The sequence below is a fragment of the Filimonas lacunae genome (assembly GCF_002355595.1).
GTDB lineage: Bacteria > Bacteroidota > Bacteroidia > Chitinophagales > Chitinophagaceae > Filimonas > Filimonas lacunae.
In genome coordinates this window covers 1771546-1788234 of sequence record NZ_AP017422.1, presented here as the reverse complement: position 1 = coordinate 1788234, position 16689 = coordinate 1771546, and the positions used below count along the sequence as shown (strand labels likewise).

The following is a 16689-nucleotide window of genomic DNA, read 5'->3' as shown; positions in this document are numbered from 1 at the left end:
ACAAAAATGCAAAACGTCCAACTGCAATCCTGTAACATTTGTTACAACGGGCTGTAATAAATGTTACAAATCCTTCAACAGCTTAATTGCCCGGCCACGCAATTAAATTAGCAAGCAGTTTATAAGCCATAGCACGCCCCTCGGCTAACTGGCTACTCAAATTCAGGGAGGAGTAAATAAAATTACCGCGCCCATACACTGCCCGCAACAAACTTCCCCTGGTAGATTTGTTTTCCGGATTGCGTGAAAGCGTTATACACGATACAAAAGCAGGATCGTAAGACACAGCTGCAAAACGGCACACATCCTGCCCAAAACTACTCCACTCTTCCGCCGTAATACTGTTGGGAGCCTGCATAGTAGGCAATACTTCGGGCTGTACAGATACCTTACCATCCTTGTTATTGATTCTGAACGGCGCAGAAGTTAATAAAAAAGGCCTGGTGAGCTGCACAGCCACATCCTGCCCCTGCACAATACAATTGCCACCTTCCTGCACATACAAAAGCAAACTATCATAGGAACGCCCCAGGTACGCTTCGGGAGCATCTAATTGCGAGCCTATTACAATAGCATCCAACTGCCGTAAAGTATCCATAGTAAAATCAGTATCTTCCAGCACTTTCACAGTAAACCCCATTTGCTGTAAGGCATACACTATCCTGTCTTCTTTAGAAGAAACAAAACCTATGCGATTACCCCTGGTGTTAATCTCATCTGGTATCAGGCGGCACATCTCCCGGAGATAATAACCCGTTTCAGGAATATACCCATAGCGGATGGTACGCAATAAAGAGTTGTAATTGTTTTTAACACTGTCCAGTTCCAGCACAATAGAAGCACCCAGCATTCGATTCACTTTCTCCCCTTTTGTAAACACCTCACCCTGCACAGGGATATTCACCTGCCGCACTTCACCTGCCACAAAATCCATCAACGTATCTTTCTCAAATAACAGATTGCCTTTTTGTCCGGTCGCCTTAGCCCCATCCACCGAAACACCATACCCCAGCCTGCCCAGCTTAATAGTTGTTTTCACCTGCTTTTGTGTAAAGTAGCTTTTGAAGTATACAATGGCAGATGGATTTTTAGTATACTCATTACCCGGCTTTACATGAATTAAAATATTATCCGGCTTCAATGAAACTGTAAGAGGTAAAATCGTGCGTACCAGTTCGGGTAATCTTTCCTGATATTGCATGGATAGTTGCCCGGAATCCCTGCTGTATTCCACCTGCAGGTTTATCGAAAATTCCTCCTCTCCAATTCTCAATACAAACTGCCCGGGAAACGCCGGCATATTATCAGGCCGCCCTTTCATGAGCCAGTCATCATTCGTGTACATATAATACTCCGAAGACATCGGCTTCTTTAACCAGTAAGGCTGATACGCCTCGGTATACACAGGCACTTTTATTTCGGCTGTAAAACTACGGGTAGTATACTGTGGCAATTCTATGTCAATAGCAGAATCTATTGCCTGGCAGCGGATGCGAGACAGGGATACAGGATACGGACTGTTTTTTCGAATAGCAAAACGCAACGGTAGCTGCCTGCCTGTTACCGCATATCTTTCAGAAGAAGTGATCACAGCTTTAATACCCAGCATGGTAAACAACGCCTGCTGAACCTCCTGCAATTTTCTCCCTTTCCACCCGGCCGTATCTGCCCGCATCACTTTGAACCGGCTATATAATCGCAATAAAGGTTCCACAGCCACTTCGGGACTGATAAAGTTGAAATGTTGTACCATGCTATCCAGCAACGGAATTACATTTCCCGTTGCATAACTGCTTATTCTCGCCAGCGACACATCTATCCCATCCATCATATCTGCACAGTTGTTATCACCGGCAATCACGCGTAAATATTGTACGGGCACATTCAGCAATGAATCGTTTCCTCCTATGCTGCGTTGCTGACCATTGCTATACCGGGCAACATCTGTAATACTCAGGCCTGATATGGCACTATATTGTTCCGGATTAAAGGCAATAGCGTGTGTGCTATCCGCCGTTGTACACAACATACGCTTTACCTGCCAGGGCTTTACTCCTAAATCAAACTGCTCAGCATACTTACTGGTATCAGCGGCCTGTGCAAATGCATCCTGCATTAGCTTTCCCAACACACGGCTACGGGCATCAGGTTTATCAACATCATTTACTGAGAAGGAAGTAATAATAATATCGGGTTTAAACTGGCGAATCATTCCAACCACTTCTTTGGTAAGCTTAGGCATATCCCAGCCTTTTATCACCTCCCCCTCGCTTTCCACCCAGCCAAAATCAACAGCACTGGTAAAAAAGATTTCCGTTTTATCCATACTGGCGGCTGCGATGGCTTCCAGCGCATGCACCAGTCCCAGCTCCTGCCCCTGTTCTGTACTCACCCGGTTTTTAATACCCTCCCCCCGGGTAACACTTAAAAAACCGGTGCGCAAATGTTTGTGTTGGCGCAGGTAAGCCAGTAAAGCGGCATTCCTGTCGGCAGGCGTTGCACCTACCAGTAACACACTGCCTGCTGTTTTTATATCCTGCAACGATGCATATATATCTGTGCTTTTATAACGGGAATACTGAGCAGCTGCATAGGGCAACCGGCATACAATAAATAGGCAGACCGCTATAACGGCTACCCTGGCAACATTCTTCATGATAAGCAGTTGTTTAGGGTGATTTTCCTTTACGGGAAGCAGTAAATTACTTATTTTATAAATATCTTTCCTCTATTACATTTTTATGATGCAGGGCATGTCCTATAGCAATATACCCCAAGGCCCGGCCTGTGATAGCACCATTCACACCATTGCCTTTAAACATTTGCTGCTGCTCGGTAGCATATTCAAATATCTTTTTCATACCGGCACGTACAATTTTAAACTCCTCCAATAAGTCGGCCATTGTTCTGCCTGCCGTACTGGTATTGCTGGCAAACAAATCTTCATCCATCGGGTATAATGGTGTAAAACTATCACCCCTTACACATACTATAGCCCGGTAAGAGTATCCCCTTTCTGTATCTATCAAATGCAACAACACATCTTTAATAGTCCATTTCCCCGGCGCATACCGGTAATCATGTTTTGCTTCATCAATGGAAGCAAAGAATTCAGCCATCACATGGGTATAACTATCCCATATGGGCAACAGATCGGTGGTGGTTACCAACTGAATGTATTTACTATACACTTCCGGGAACTCACTGTTATCAGGCCGTTGCATATTGGTTCATTTTTAAAATGCCATTTACACAATAGTTAATTCCACACCCGCCTGTTCAATTTTTTCACGCGAAGCATGGGTTATTTCATCATCGGTAATAATCTGGTCTATCTCCGACAGATCGCAGATTTTACCAAAGCCCTTTTTACCAAACTTAGATGAATCGGTAAGAATCACCGTTTTCTGCGCTGCATTAATCATCACTTCGTTCAACTGGGCTTCCATCATATTGGAAGTAGAACAACCATACTCAGCATCTATACCATCCACCCCCAGGAACAGCGTTTTAAAAGAGAGCCGGCGCAGCATATCTTCTGCATAAGGCCCCACCACCGAAGTGGACGACTGGCGTATGATACCACCTAGTTGTATAATTTCTGTATTAGGCCGCTCGCGCAATACCATAGCTACGTTCATAGCCGAAGTAACCACGGTTAAATGCTCAGTAGTGTTATGCGCTAATGCCTCGGCCAGTTGCAATACCGTAGTACCAGAGGCTATTAATATAGCATCTTCCGGAGCCACCAATGCCGCAGCCGCTTCTCCTATACGTTTTTTCTGGTCGGTGCGAATACCACTTTTGATATTCACGTTCACGTCCATAATATAGGGGTTGCTTTTGGTGATGATACCGTGGGAGCGATATAATAGTTTTTTGCTCTCCAGCACTTTCAAATCCTTTCGAATAGTTACAGGCGAAACATTCAGCTCGTCCGACAAATCGGACACTTTTACCACTTCCTCCTTATTCAGCTTGTTTAAAATATAGCTATGGCGCTGCGCCATTGATTCGATTTGCATATGACAACCTTTTCCTTTTAGTGCTTAGGTAAAGATAACTAAAAGAAAGAAAAGCCGGTTTTGTCTTAAAGGAATGCCAATTTCATCAGTTTTATTTGTTTCGTATTGTTTCGAATAATTACTTTTGGTTTTAAATTGTTTCATATGAATAGGAAATCCTCCCTCTTGCAACTGGAAACTACTACCGAATGGGATGTCATCATTATTGGGGGCGGGGCTACCGGGTTAGGCGCAGCAATGGATGCCGCTTCCCGTGGATTTAAAACCCTGCTTACCGAGCAGGCCGATTTTGCCAAAGGCACTTCCAGCAAAGCTACCAAACTGGTGCATGGCGGGGTGCGTTACATGGCGCAAGGCGATTTAGGACTGGTAAGAGAAGCTTGTTTTGAAAGAGGCAAACTGCTGCAAAACGCCCCACACCTCACGCGCAATACTAGTTTCGTAATTCCTAACTACTCCTGGTTCGACAATATCAAATATACCGTTGGTTTAAAATTTTACGATTTCCTGGCAGGTAAGCTTAGCCTGGGTAAATCGCGCTATATCTCTGTACGTCATACCCTGGAAAAGCTGCCCAACATTAAAAAGGAAGGCTTGAAAGGAGGTGTAGAATACCACGACGGCCAGTTTGACGATGCCCGACTGGCGCTGAACGTAGCCCAGACCGCAGCAGAAAAAGGAGCCTGTGTTTTGAATTATTTCAAGGTAACGGGCCTGCTGAAGGGTGGCAATGGAAAGATCACCGGTATTAAAGCGAAAGATATCGAAACCGGAAAAGAATACGAAGCGAAAGGAAAAGTGGTGATTAATGCCACCGGTGTGTACGTAGATAATGTGCTGCAAATGGACAAACCTAATGCTCCACACTTTGTGCGTCCCAGCCAGGGCGTGCACCTTACCCTGGACAGATCGTTTTTACCAGGTGAAGCTGCCCTTATGATCCCTAAAACGGATGATGGCCGCGTACTGTTTGCCGTTCCGTGGCATAATAAACTGATTGTAGGTACTACCGATACCCTGCGTGAAGTTCCGGAACTGGAACCCCGCGCACTGGAAGAAGAGATCAATTTTATATTGAATACCGCCACACGTTACCTGGTTAAAAAACCTACCCGTACGGATGTACTGGCGGTGTTTGCCGGCCTTCGTCCGCTGGCCGCCCCACAAGGCGAAGGCAAAAGCACCAAGGAAATATCCCGCAGCCATAAGATCATGGTATCTGACAGCGGCTTAATTACCATCATTGGTGGTAAATGGACCACCTTCCGCCGCATGGCGCAGGATACTATTGACAAAGCCATACAGGTAGCCAGCCTGCCTGCTAATGCCTGCGTTACTGCCGACATGCCTATACATGGTTATGATACAACCGTAGATCATCATAACGAAATGCATGTATATGGCTCTGATATCAGATCATTAAAAGCCCTGGAAGCTGCCGAACCAGCTTTACAAGCTCCTTTGCTGGACAACTATCCTTTTACATTAGCCAATGTGGTGTTTGCCGTGCGTGATGAAATGGCCTTGCACGTAGAAGATGTGTTGTCGCGCCGTATAAGACTGTTGCTGTTAGACTCGAAAGCAGCCGTAGCAATAGCCCCCCGTGTAGCAGCCGCTATGGCCGCTGAGCTGGGAAAAGATGAACAATGGATAGAAAAGGAAATAAAAGACTTTACAGAACTGGCCACTAAGTACGAAATGGAATTTTTCTAATAGCACAATTTTTTAACCATTAATAACGATTGTAACATGAGCAACAGTCAAAAATTCATCCTTGCGCTGGATCAGGGCACTACCAGTTCACGTGCCATCATCTACAACCACGCAGGTGAAATTGTAGCAGCATCTCAGAAAGATTTTGAACAGCACTTTCCTCAACCAGGATGGGTAGAACATGACCCTAATGAAATATGGTCTACTCAATCGTCGGTAGCCGCCGAAGCCATTGCCAAGGCTAATATTACCGGGCTAGACATCGCCGCCATTGGTATTACCAACCAGCGCGAAACCACTATTGTATGGGACCGCGCCACCGGTACGCCTATTTACAATGCCATTGTATGGCAGGACAGGCGCACTGCCCAGTATTGCGATGAGCTGAAAGCAAAAGGTTACGAAGACATGATACGTTCTAAAACCGGCCTGGTGATAGACTCGTATTTCTGCGCCACCAAAATAAAATGGATCCTGGACAAGGTAAGCGGCGCACGCGAGCGCGCAGAAAAAGGCGAACTGTGTTTTGGAACCGTAGATAGCTGGCTGGTGTGGAAGTTTACCCGTGGTAAAATGCACATTACCGATGTAAGCAACGCCTCACGTACCCTGTTGTTTAACATCAACACCATGAGTTGGGATGAAGAGCTGCTGAATCTGTTTGGTGTTCCTAAAGAAATGCTACCCGAAGTAAAAGAAAGCAGTGAAGTATATGGCGAAACAGCCACTACCCTGTTCTCTACCAAAATACCTATCGCTGGTATTGCAGGCGACCAGCAGGCAGCCCTGTTTGGACAAATGTGTGTAGAAGAAGGCATGGCTAAAAACACTTACGGCACCGGATGCTTTCTGCTACTGAACATTGGCGACAAACCTATCCTTAGCAAGAATAACCTGGTAACTACCGTTGCCTGGAAAATCAATGGCAAAACCACCTATGCTTTAGAAGGCAGTGTGTTTGTAGGCGGTGCAGCCATCCAATGGTTACGTGACGGTTTGGAAATTATACATACCTCCGCAGAAAGCGAAGCACTATCCGCTTCTGTAGAAGACAATGGCGGCGTTTACTTTGTGCCTGCACTGACCGGCCTGGGCGCTCCTTACTGGGATCAATATGCACGTGGCGCTATCCTCGGCATTACCCGCGGCACTACTAAAGCACATATTGCCAAAGCGGCTTTACAGGGCATCGCCTTCCAGGTATATGACCTTATCAACAGCATGGAATCAGACACCGGCATGAAGAACCTGGAGTTACGTGTAGATGGCGGCGCAGTAGCCAACAATGCACTGATGCAGTTTCAGGCCGATATACTGCGCAGCGAAGTAGTGCGTCCGAAAATACTCGAAACCACTTCACTGGGAGCAGCTTACCTGGCAGGTTTGGCAGTGGGCTTCTGGAACAACATAGAAGAAACCAAAAGCCAGTGGAGTAAAGAGAAAGTGTTTAATCCGGAAATGGAAGAAGCGAAAGCAAACGATTTATTAAAATACTGGAAAAAAGCTGTTGGCAGAGCGCAATCATGGGTTGAGGAGTAGTAACGATTGCACATTTTTAACCACTAAAATCTTGTTATATGATGTCCCCCATCGCTGCCGAAGTTATCGGCACAGCCATACTTATTCTGCTAGGCGGAGGCGTATGCTCTAACGTTTCATTAAATAAATCATTCGGCCAGAATTCTGGCTGGATAGTAATCACTTTTGGTTGGGCGCTGGCCGTTTTTGCAGGCGTGGTAATAGCCGGGCCTGTAAGCGGCGCACACCTGAACCCCGCTGTAACGGTAGGGTTAGCCATAACCGGTAAATTTGCCTGGGCGCAGGTACCGGCGTTTATAGCAGCCCAGCTGGCAGGCGCTTTTATAGGCGCCATGCTCAACTACCTGATGTACAAAAAACACTTTGATGCCACCAGCGACAGACCCGATGCGCAACTGGGCGTTTTTTGCACCGGCCCCGCTATTAAAAACACGCCGTTGAATATACTGAGCGAAGTGATAGGCACTTTTGTGCTGGTATACTGTGTGCTACATTTCTCTAGCCCGCAAATAGCAGAGGGTGCCGAAATAGGCATGGGTTCCATAGGCGCACTACCCGTAACATTTATTGTATTAGCTATTGGTTTATCATTAGGTGGTACCACCGGCTATGCCATTAACCCCGCACGTGACCTGGCGCCAAGACTGGTACACTACCTCGTGCCTATGCAGGGTAAAGGCAGCAGTAACTGGAGTTATGCCTGGATCCCCGTAGTTGGTCCGGTATTAGGCGCTATCGTTGCTGCGATAATTTACCTGCAGATAGGCTAACATACAAACAATCCAATATTCATTTATTCTTACCTAAGCATTATAGTCATCTAACACAGTTTCATATGAAAACCAGTATCTATATGCGTACCCTGTTAGGGGTGGCCAGTGCGCTCTTTGCCTACACTGTAGCAAACGCACAAACCGACACAACGACTAAACATACAGACAGTACCGTTATTTCTCCCTTATACTTTCACAGCCAGTTAAAAAGCATGCACCTGTGGCGTGGCCTGGCTGTTACCAACACAGCCACTCTGGCAATTGACGGTGGCATCAGCACCCGCGATCAAAAGCTGAAAGCAGGTATATGGGGTGGCTATGGTTTAACAGGCGTGTACAAAGAGTTTGATTATTATGTAGCATACTCACCGTTGAAGAACTTAACCTTTGCCGTGTGGGATATTTATAACTACTCCACCGATGCCACCTGGAACAACCATAACTTCTTTGATTACAAAGACAGCACCAGCGGACATTTTATAGATGTATCGGCCAACTGGAAAGTCTCTGAAAAACTGCCATTGACCTTATATTGGGCCACTGTAGTGCACGGTCGTGATCGGGGCGTTCTGAACCAGAAAAACCTGTACTCTACGTATGTACAGGCATCTTACCCGGTAGTGCAAAATAAGAATGTAAACTTTGACCTGATTGTGGGCGGCGCATTTGCCTTCCGTCATGATGAAGGCTATAAGAACAATTTTTACGGTCCTAATGACGGTTTTACCAACATAGGCTTCAAACTTACCCGTGTGCTGGAACTGGGTAAATATAAAATACCCGTATCTGCCCAACCCAGCTGGAACCCTGTTCGTAAAGCAGGCAATATACAACTGGCGGTGGACCTGTTTTAATCAACATCTGCTGATACAGCATAAGCCCGGCATGCACTTACCGCATGCCGGGCTTATGCTTTTGCTAAATACCACAGCTTGCCAATTTCCGGGAAAATTGTATATTTCGTCTCCATTTGTGTAGAAAAGTCTTATTAAAAAAGAATGGCACGACTTATACTAAATACCGAAAATCAGCAGTTTGATCTCAACAAACAGCAAACTACTGCCGGCAGCGCTTCCAACCCACGCGCGTTGCTCAGAAACCGCTCGAAAAAATACATGGATCTTATCGCGGGTTTAGATACGCATAATTTAACAGATACCAAAGGAATGGCCCTACTGATGAACGCCATACAGGAAGAATTTGGTACCGCTGAATTAGGCAACTGGCCACTGGGCATTGTAGCTAAGTGCTTTTTAGGCCATCCTTACGAGGTACACACCTACGACCTCAGCGCCAGCCAGATTTTACATCACTACAAGGTGGGCGAACCACTACCCGATCAGTTTGAAAAAGCAAGAACATTGGCTAAGCACAATGCCTATGCACTTGTAGAGGTATACAAAGATTACGTAATACTGATAAGAGAAGATGGCTCTGCCAGCACCACTTCCGCAGCACTCTAAACTAAAACAATACTATTTTCTATGTCAGATCGACTCATATCAAGCGCCGACATTAGCGGTATCGAATACAAACTTCGCCAACTTGATTCTAACCTGGACCGGGTAACCAACAACATTAGTCATGTTCGTACAGAAGTAGGTGGCGTGTTAAACGAGGTGGGTACCCTGAACCAAAGACAGGCACAACTGGCAGCAGACCTGAATCAACTGGCTGCCGCTTTTTCCGACTTTGTTAAAAATGATGGTAAACAAAAATCGTTACAGCTGGCAGAAACAAGGCAAGGCAACCTCAAGCAGGATCTGGAAATAAAATTCGGCTATTATGGCGAAGTGCGCAGAATGGCCACAGGTATATTACAAGGCGTAGACACCGGTATTGTAAGCGATGGCACACTACGTGCAACCACGGAAGAAGTGATGCTGAAAGCACCTGGCTACTGGCTGGCTCCCGCTTTAATAACAGTCGCATCCTGGATCAGGAACGACAAAGCCACTGCCGATAAAGCACTCAACGAAAGCTTACGAAGGGATGATTATAAAACCACCCTGTTCTTTATGCTGGTAATGCGCCGGCTTAACAGGTACGAGGCCAGCCTGCAATGGTTGAACAGATATTTTATGCATCAAAACCCGTACAACCTCGACAGGGAATTCGTTATTATACTGGAAGCGGTAACTACAGGCGTTTTCCCTCCTGCTGCCCGCCAACTGATGATGAAGAATGCCAAAAGCTGGCTTGCCCAACTTACACAGTCCGGCGATTATATCAACGATCAAAAAGCGCAATGGCTGCAGTTCTTCCACGCCAAAGCCCCGGTTGTAAGCGGTAAATACCCACTACTGGAGCAATTCTGCAACAACTGGACAGCACTGGAAACTTACTTACAAACAGTAAGCGCACACGAACCTATACAGGCACATTTCAAAAATGTAATAGGCGCATCCACTGATTTATCCAAAGCCATAAAAGTGCAACTGGATGAAATTTTGTCGATGCTGGTAACCAATTTTGATGATGAAGAATTGCCACTTCAGCAACAAGTGCGGCTGAACGAACTGATTATTGACATGGATGGTGATAAAGCGGCTGCACAATCCGTGATGGACGCAGAAAAACATATCTTCCAGGAAAAGGTAGATTTTTTACAGCTGCTTACCAATGCCGCCTTTAACCCGGCTAAAGCAGGTGCTTCTAAAGTAACACAGGCATTGGCTGTATCTATCAGCCAGCCCTGGATTGTAGAAGCGCATGACACCTTTACCGCCAACAGCAGAAACAGCATTCCTAACCTGATTGTATACAATATTGACGGCTTTACCGCCGGCACACAGGATGGCAGTGATGAAGAGTCGCTGTTAGGGCAGCACGAAGGCTATTGGACCAATGTACTCAAAGCAGAATTGGCTAAAGCACCATACCCAACCAGTAATGTTATCCTCGGCGGATTGATAATTGCATTGGGTGCAGGCCTGCTGATCGTAAACCCAATAGTAGGTGTATTAGCAGCAGGTGTAGGTATCTGGCTGGTGTTAAATACACTTAATAAGCACAAAAAAACCATCCAGCAAATCAAAGACAGTACTGCCAACAGGGAGCAAAAATCAAAAGAAGTGTTGAGAGGTTGTATCGCTGAAACAGTGGACTACAGAAAAGAATGCGCCCGGGAAGATGCCAAGGCAGAAGTAGTAAGAGCATTGCTCACTTCTATTACGCCGGAAGATTTTTCCAGTGTTTCTAAAGATACCCGTAACATTTTAACCACTAACTAATCATCCTACTATGAATACAATTCTTTTTAACAATAACGAGCAGCAACGCGACAATAGTAATACCCCTGATAAAAACAAGCAGGCAAAGCCTAACCTGTTTCAGGGTCGCACAGAAACCGAAACACAGGCAGCCAGCTTTCCCAACTGGGACATAGTGCCGCCTAACCAGTTCATCAATCCCAGGATTAAACCGCAATAAGCATGGCTATCACAACCTATGCACAGTGGACAGATGCGCTGGAACGCTTTTCTAATGGCGACAATGCGGTGCTTGCTGAGTTCAACAGCGGGAGTTTTTCGCTGGATGCAGGCACAGCACAACGCTTTTATATAAGAGTGGAGGAAGCCTACAGAAACAGGAAGAAAGTATGGGTAAATTCTTTCCAACGCGCTTTTCATACGCAAACCATTGCCAGTGAAAATGAATTGGGAATAACCTTAAACAACAGCAGGAAAAACATGATACCACTGGTTTCATTTGTAACTGCCAAAGGACTTCCGGAGGATTTAAAGAATACGTTATATAAAGACCTGTGCGAATTTGTAGCAGAAGTAAAAAAAACACTAACAGATAACATTGTAAAGAATAATAAAAGCAGTGACAGGTTGTTGATGGTATTGCATGGATTTGACTTTATGAGCATCATAACGGCAGAAACCAGCAGCGACCCCACTCCTTTACAACAGAATAACGTACCACCTGCCACCGGGAGAAAAATTATATTTTAACTATGGCCAACAAAGCAGAATTTAAAACGTCGCTGCTAAGGATGTTTCGCGCCAGAATACCTTTCATCAGCATCCGCAGCATAGAACGCACCAGGGTATTAGAGGTAGTGCAACAACTCGCAGAAGAAATAAACATCCCCATATACGCACACAGCTTATCCCACGGCACCATTGATATCAAAACACGGAAGCCTGTAAACGACGATCGCTCTGTTGCAGGCGGGATTGACTTTGCTGTGCAGAATATGTCGCAAAGACAAAACCTGACATTTGTTTTCAATGAGGTAAGCGACATAGAAGACGACAATGTAGTATCCCGTCATATTTACGACTGTGTAGTGCAGTCCATAGAGCGGGGCGGTAGCATTTGCGTCATCACCACCAAAAGCGTATGGTCGCAACTGCAGCGCCTGGGCATGACATTAACGCTGGATGCACCCAATGAAGAAGAAATGCTGGAAGTGGTGAAAGAATGTGTTACCCCCTACAAAGGATCTATTCCTATTGACTGGGAAGAAAGCGATTTTAAAATGGCTGCCACCGTTTTATCCAACATGACCAAAATTGAAGCGGAAAACGTGCTGGCCACCCAGATGGCTAAAGGCTCATTGACCAAAGACGACATCAAAGAACTCAGCCAGGCTAAAGACAAATTGTTCAACGATATATCCGGCCTGGAAAAAGTAAAAATAGACGCCAGCACGCTTTCTGTTGCCGGACTAGATGGTTTGCAGCAATGGCTAAGCACCCAACAGCAACTGCTAACCGCCGATTTAAAAGCCCGCAAGCTGCGCCCACCCAGAGGCATGTTACTGGTAGGCGTTCCCGGCTGCGGCAAATCGCTATCCGCCAAATTCGTTGCCGCTTCCTGGAATTTACCGCTATATCGCTTAGACTTTGCTTCCATCCAGGGCATGTATGTAGGCCAGAGCGAAAACAGGCTGAAAGAAGCCTTTGCATCGGCCGACAACGCTGCCCCCTGTGTACTGTGGATTGATGAAATAGAAAAGGGCTTAGCGGCCAATGCCAGCGATTCTTCGGGTGTTACCACCCGGATGGTAGGCCAATTCCTTTTCTGGCTACAGGAAAGCAATGCCAAGGTATTTGTAGTAGCTACCGCCAACGACGTAACCAAACTACCACCTGAACTGCTGCGAAAAGGCAGGTTTGATGAGTTGTTTTTTGTGGACTTACCAGCTCCACAGGAACGAAAGGACATCATTAACCTGTATATCAAGAGAAACCTGCTGCCACCACCTTCCACCTTTACACTGGACAAGCTCGTTGACATATCAGAAGGCTTTGCAGGTTCAGACCTCGAAGGCGCGGTGCGCGATGTGGCTATACAAGCAGTCATTCGCGGAGACGCTGCTATTGACGATAGCCTATTCGAAAAATGCTTTCAGAACATAGTGCCTTTAAGCAAAACCAGTCCGGAAAGAATTGAAGCCATCAGAGCCTGGGGCCGCGAAAGAGCAGTCCCCGCATCTGGCTTAACGTGGAGTAATATCCCCAATGACAAAGCGACCAGTAAACGCTCTATCATCATTTAAATATTACAGGCACCTGTGCAATAAAAACATTGCACAGGTGCCTTTTGGCTTCCGTTACTATATGAAGTAACTGTTAATATTTTCTAATCGCCCCCCAATTCTTTCCAGCACAACCTAACCCGTAAAACACACTGTTTATCTAGCCTTCAACCACATCCATCTATACAATTGCCTTATTTTATTGTTCCTCCTGCTGGCACCACTTTTGTCTAACGATACTACATAAGATGAATTTTACACAGTATGGTAGTATCTTGTTGCACAACAACCCTGTACCCCACTCTGTAGATATTATAACCAACTATTCAACAATGCATATGAAACAGATTCTGATTTATATGGGGGCCTTGGCATTGTGCCTTGCTATGTTTTGGTGGAAGTCTCCGCAAAAGAGCATTTATACTCAGCCAGATGCGCCAGATACCTCATTTGCTCAATCCGGCAGTAAAGCCATTAATGAAGATTTAGCGGAGCAAAAAACGGATTCAGTACCTATAATTGAGTAGTCTGCTGATGGTCTTTCACCTGATGCCCCCTACGCATCGCCCACAAAACCGCCGGTGATAAAAACTAGTGGCAAAAATTGACACCGCTGACAGGCGGCTAATATACCCGTTACAGGAGGTGACCTCTTATAGCTGCCTATTTCTTCACCCAAAACATACTATCTCTAAACTCTAACAGATCATAACGGAAGGAAAAGCCTCCTTCATCTGTAGCTATTGGCATTCGAACTAACCTTCCGCTATCCATTACCTCTATCATGGGAATTTCTTCACGCTTCAGTTTAGATATATCAAATTCTACCAACCAATTGCTTTTATTACCAGGAAACACCTTTTTACGCAGCAATTTCTGCCCATCAATAGCCAAGGCCGATAGTTGTTGCCAGGACAAAAGCGCGCTGCCTTGTCCCGTACCGTATGCTATATATAAGGTTTCTTTCCCTGCCGGAAAACTGTATAAAGTATCGTAAAAGATTAAACTACTGCTGTTCTCTTCCCCAAACAAATGCTCGTTGTCTTGTACCATTTGAGTCTGCAAACTTCCATCAGCTGTGTAAAAAAGGGCCATTGATTCAAACCATTTCAAAGTTCCTCCCAGATGAGTGTTCCAGGAAACCAGACAAAGCTTTTTGTCAGCAGATACAACTATCGATATATCCCCATTATAAATGGTATCAGGCAATAAAAATAACTGTTTACTATGCTGCCGGATAATGTCATATACTTTTTCATTCTCTGTCACTGCAGAGTCAGGATATTCTTTAAGCAGGCTATCAACACGCAAATAATTACGGTCCATTGCTTCAAAAAACGCATTACTAACTTTAGCTTTTTTAGCTGGGTTACAACTGAATAACAGGTAAAATAAGAGCGTTAAGGTTGATAGGTATTTCATACTACTCAATTTACCAATCAATACAGATAAAACAAAATATAAGCAGCCAATCAATAGCACTTTCAGCTCATACGACACGTCATTGCCCAATAGTACATTCCGGTCATACCAGTAGCAATTTTCAACCCCTCTTTTCCCTTTAACAAAACTTATCCGGACAATTAACCCTACTAATTTGGTAGTGTAATAATTTTTATTCTATTTTCGCACTACCAATGAACAACAAGTCCTTTTATATGACATCCGCATTTACAGCTGTTTACTACCGCTGCTGTTGTTGTTGCTAATAACTACACTTACGTTTGACTTGTTTTTATATACCGTACTACTTATCATTTATTCAGGAAAAATCAATATATGACTAATACTCAGCATACAGCAATGTACACCCCTACTACCCCATACGATTCTATGCTGGCCCGCTTTAACAAGGCCGCCGGGCTGCTACAGCTTAGTGAAGAAACAAGAGAAAAGCTGCGTAGACCCGCCAAGCAAATTTTACTCAACTTCTCTATTACTATGGATAATGGCCAGGAAAAGAACTTTGAAGGATACCGTGTTATTCACTCCACTATACTAGGTCCCTCTAAAGGTGGCATCCGCTACGATACAGGAGTGAATATCCACGAAGTAAAAGCGCTGGCCGCCTGGATGACATGGAAATCGGCCCTGGCAGGCATTCCCTTTGGAGGAGCCAAAGGAGGCATTGTATGCGATCCCCAGAAACTATCTAAATCAGAACTTGAAAAATTAACCCGTGCCTATACACAGGCACTGGCCGATACCTTTGGTCCGCATAAAGATGTACCCGCCCCCGATATGGGCACCGGTCCCGACGAAATGGGCTGGCTGATGGATGAATTCTCCCTGCAACATGGTAAAACCATCCATGCGGTAGTTACCGGCAAACACCTGCATTCCGGCGGCTCGCTGGGGCGCGTAGAAGCAACAGGCAAGGGAGTAAGTATTATTACCCTGCTGGCCCTGGAAAAGCGCAATAAAAGGCCCTCTAAAACAAACGTGGCCATCCAGGGCTTTGGTAATGTAGGCATGCACACGGCACTGTTCCTATGGGAAAAAGGCGTGAAAGTGGTTGCCGTAAGCGATGTAGACACTGCCCTGTTCAATCCCGAGGGATTTAATGTGCCTGACCTTATTGCTTATGCACAACGCAACGACAAGTCTATTTATGGCTATTACGATGCCTACCAGATACTACATGAAGAGCTGCTTACACTGCCGGTGGATGTGCTGATACCTGCCGCAAAAGAAGATGTGATCACTGCCGGCAATGCCGCACTCATTAAAGCCCCGATTATTATAGAAGCCGCCAATGGCCCTGTGTCTGCCGATGCCGACAGAATTTTACAGGAAAAGAACACGTTGGTTGTGCCAGATATACTGGCTAATGCAGGAGGTGTAACCGTTTCTTATTTTGAATGGCTGCAAAACACCTTGCACGAATCGTGGGATATAAACCGCGTCAACGAGCGGCTGGCTGCTATCCTCGAAAAAAGCTTTAGTGAAGTATACCAGGCAGCAGGCGAATTAAACGAAACATTAAGAACCGCAGCTTACTACCTTGCTGTAAAAAGAGTAGTAGCAGGACAACAACTAACAGCAGTGCTAGATAAAGAAACACCTCCCGCCCATAACTAGTACTAACAGGTTTAATAGAACAATAAGCAAAAGGGTGTACCGTTTACCGATACACCCTTTTCTA

15 protein-coding genes are annotated in these 16689 nt (G+C 45.4%); 11 read left to right on the top strand and 4 right to left on the bottom strand.

The annotated features are described in order from the left end of the window. Positions 1-82 precede the first annotated feature (82 nt). Genes FLA_RS07115 through FLA_RS07105 form a run of 3 tightly spaced genes read right to left on the bottom strand, consistent with a single transcriptional unit; the run spans position 83 to position 4025 of the window. A complete protein-coding gene (locus FLA_RS07115; RefSeq protein WP_076379951.1) occupies positions 83-2656 on the bottom strand; it encodes a PIG-L family deacetylase in 2574 nt (857 codons plus the stop codon). Positions 2657-2711: 55 nt separating this feature from the next. Next, positions 2712-3224 (bottom strand): DinB family protein, encoded by a 513-nt coding sequence (locus FLA_RS07110; protein WP_076379952.1) that lies wholly within the window; start codon positions 3222-3224, stop codon positions 2712-2714. Positions 3225-3248: 24 nt separating this feature from the next. Further along, positions 3249-4025, bottom strand: a complete 777-nt coding sequence (locus FLA_RS07105) for a DeoR/GlpR family DNA-binding transcription regulator (RefSeq protein ID WP_076379953.1) — start codon at positions 4023-4025, stop codon at positions 3249-3251. A 144-nt stretch (positions 4026-4169) separates the two neighbouring features. Here FLA_RS07105 and FLA_RS07100 point away from each other — a divergent pair, with 144 nt between their 5' ends. The 10 genes from FLA_RS07100 to FLA_RS07055 all read left to right on the top strand — a co-directional run bounded on the left by FLA_RS07100 (position 4170) and on the right by FLA_RS07055 (position 14071). After that, entirely contained in the window at positions 4170-5738 is a 1569-nt protein-coding gene (locus tag FLA_RS07100) for a glycerol-3-phosphate dehydrogenase/oxidase (RefSeq protein WP_076379954.1), read from the top strand. Positions 5739-5774: 36 nt separating this feature from the next. Further along, positions 5775-7277, top strand: coding sequence for a glycerol kinase GlpK (gene glpK, locus FLA_RS07095; protein WP_076379955.1), 1503 nt, complete (start codon positions 5775-5777; stop codon positions 7275-7277). Between the two features lie 38 nt (positions 7278-7315). After that, the gene (locus FLA_RS07090) at positions 7316-8047 is read left to right on the top strand and encodes an MIP/aquaporin family protein (protein WP_317043531.1); all 732 of its coding nucleotides are present in this window, start codon (positions 7316-7318) and stop codon (positions 8045-8047) included. Positions 8048-8112: 65 nt separating this feature from the next. Then, positions 8113-8904 (top strand): hypothetical protein, encoded by a 792-nt coding sequence (locus FLA_RS07085; RefSeq protein ID WP_084206297.1) that lies wholly within the window; start codon positions 8113-8115, stop codon positions 8902-8904. Between the two features lie 144 nt (positions 8905-9048). Then, positions 9049-9513: a hypothetical protein gene (locus FLA_RS07080; RefSeq protein WP_076379957.1), complete on the top strand. Its 465-nt coding sequence runs from the start codon at positions 9049-9051 to the stop codon at positions 9511-9513. Positions 9514-9534: 21 nt separating this feature from the next. Further along, complete coding sequence (locus tag FLA_RS07075; RefSeq protein ID WP_076379958.1) at positions 9535-11283, top strand: hypothetical protein; 1749 nt, start codon at positions 9535-9537, stop codon at positions 11281-11283. Positions 11284-11293: 10 nt separating this feature from the next. Further along, positions 11294-11482, top strand: coding sequence for a hypothetical protein (locus FLA_RS07070; protein WP_076379959.1), 189 nt, complete (start codon positions 11294-11296; stop codon positions 11480-11482). 2 nt (positions 11483-11484) lie between these two features. Further along, positions 11485-12012, top strand: coding sequence for a hypothetical protein (locus FLA_RS07065; RefSeq protein ID WP_076379960.1), 528 nt, complete (start codon positions 11485-11487; stop codon positions 12010-12012). A gap of 2 nt (positions 12013-12014) precedes the next feature. Beyond that, the gene (locus FLA_RS07060) at positions 12015-13565 is read left to right on the top strand and encodes an ATP-binding protein (RefSeq protein ID WP_076379961.1); all 1551 of its coding nucleotides are present in this window, start codon (positions 12015-12017) and stop codon (positions 13563-13565) included. Between the two features lie 317 nt (positions 13566-13882). After that, positions 13883-14071 (top strand): hypothetical protein, encoded by a 189-nt coding sequence (locus tag FLA_RS07055; protein ID WP_144264060.1) that lies wholly within the window; start codon positions 13883-13885, stop codon positions 14069-14071. Between the two features lie 136 nt (positions 14072-14207). Here FLA_RS07055 and FLA_RS07050 read toward each other — a convergent pair whose 3' ends face one another. Beyond that, positions 14208-14966, bottom strand: a complete 759-nt coding sequence (locus FLA_RS07050; protein WP_096510812.1) for a hypothetical protein — start codon at positions 14964-14966, stop codon at positions 14208-14210. A 357-nt stretch (positions 14967-15323) separates the two neighbouring features. On the opposite strand from FLA_RS07050, the gene FLA_RS07045 reads away from it, so the two are divergent. After that, the gene (locus FLA_RS07045) at positions 15324-16625 is read left to right on the top strand and encodes a Glu/Leu/Phe/Val family dehydrogenase (protein ID WP_076379964.1); all 1302 of its coding nucleotides are present in this window, start codon (positions 15324-15326) and stop codon (positions 16623-16625) included. Positions 16626-16689: the final 64 nt, after the last annotated feature.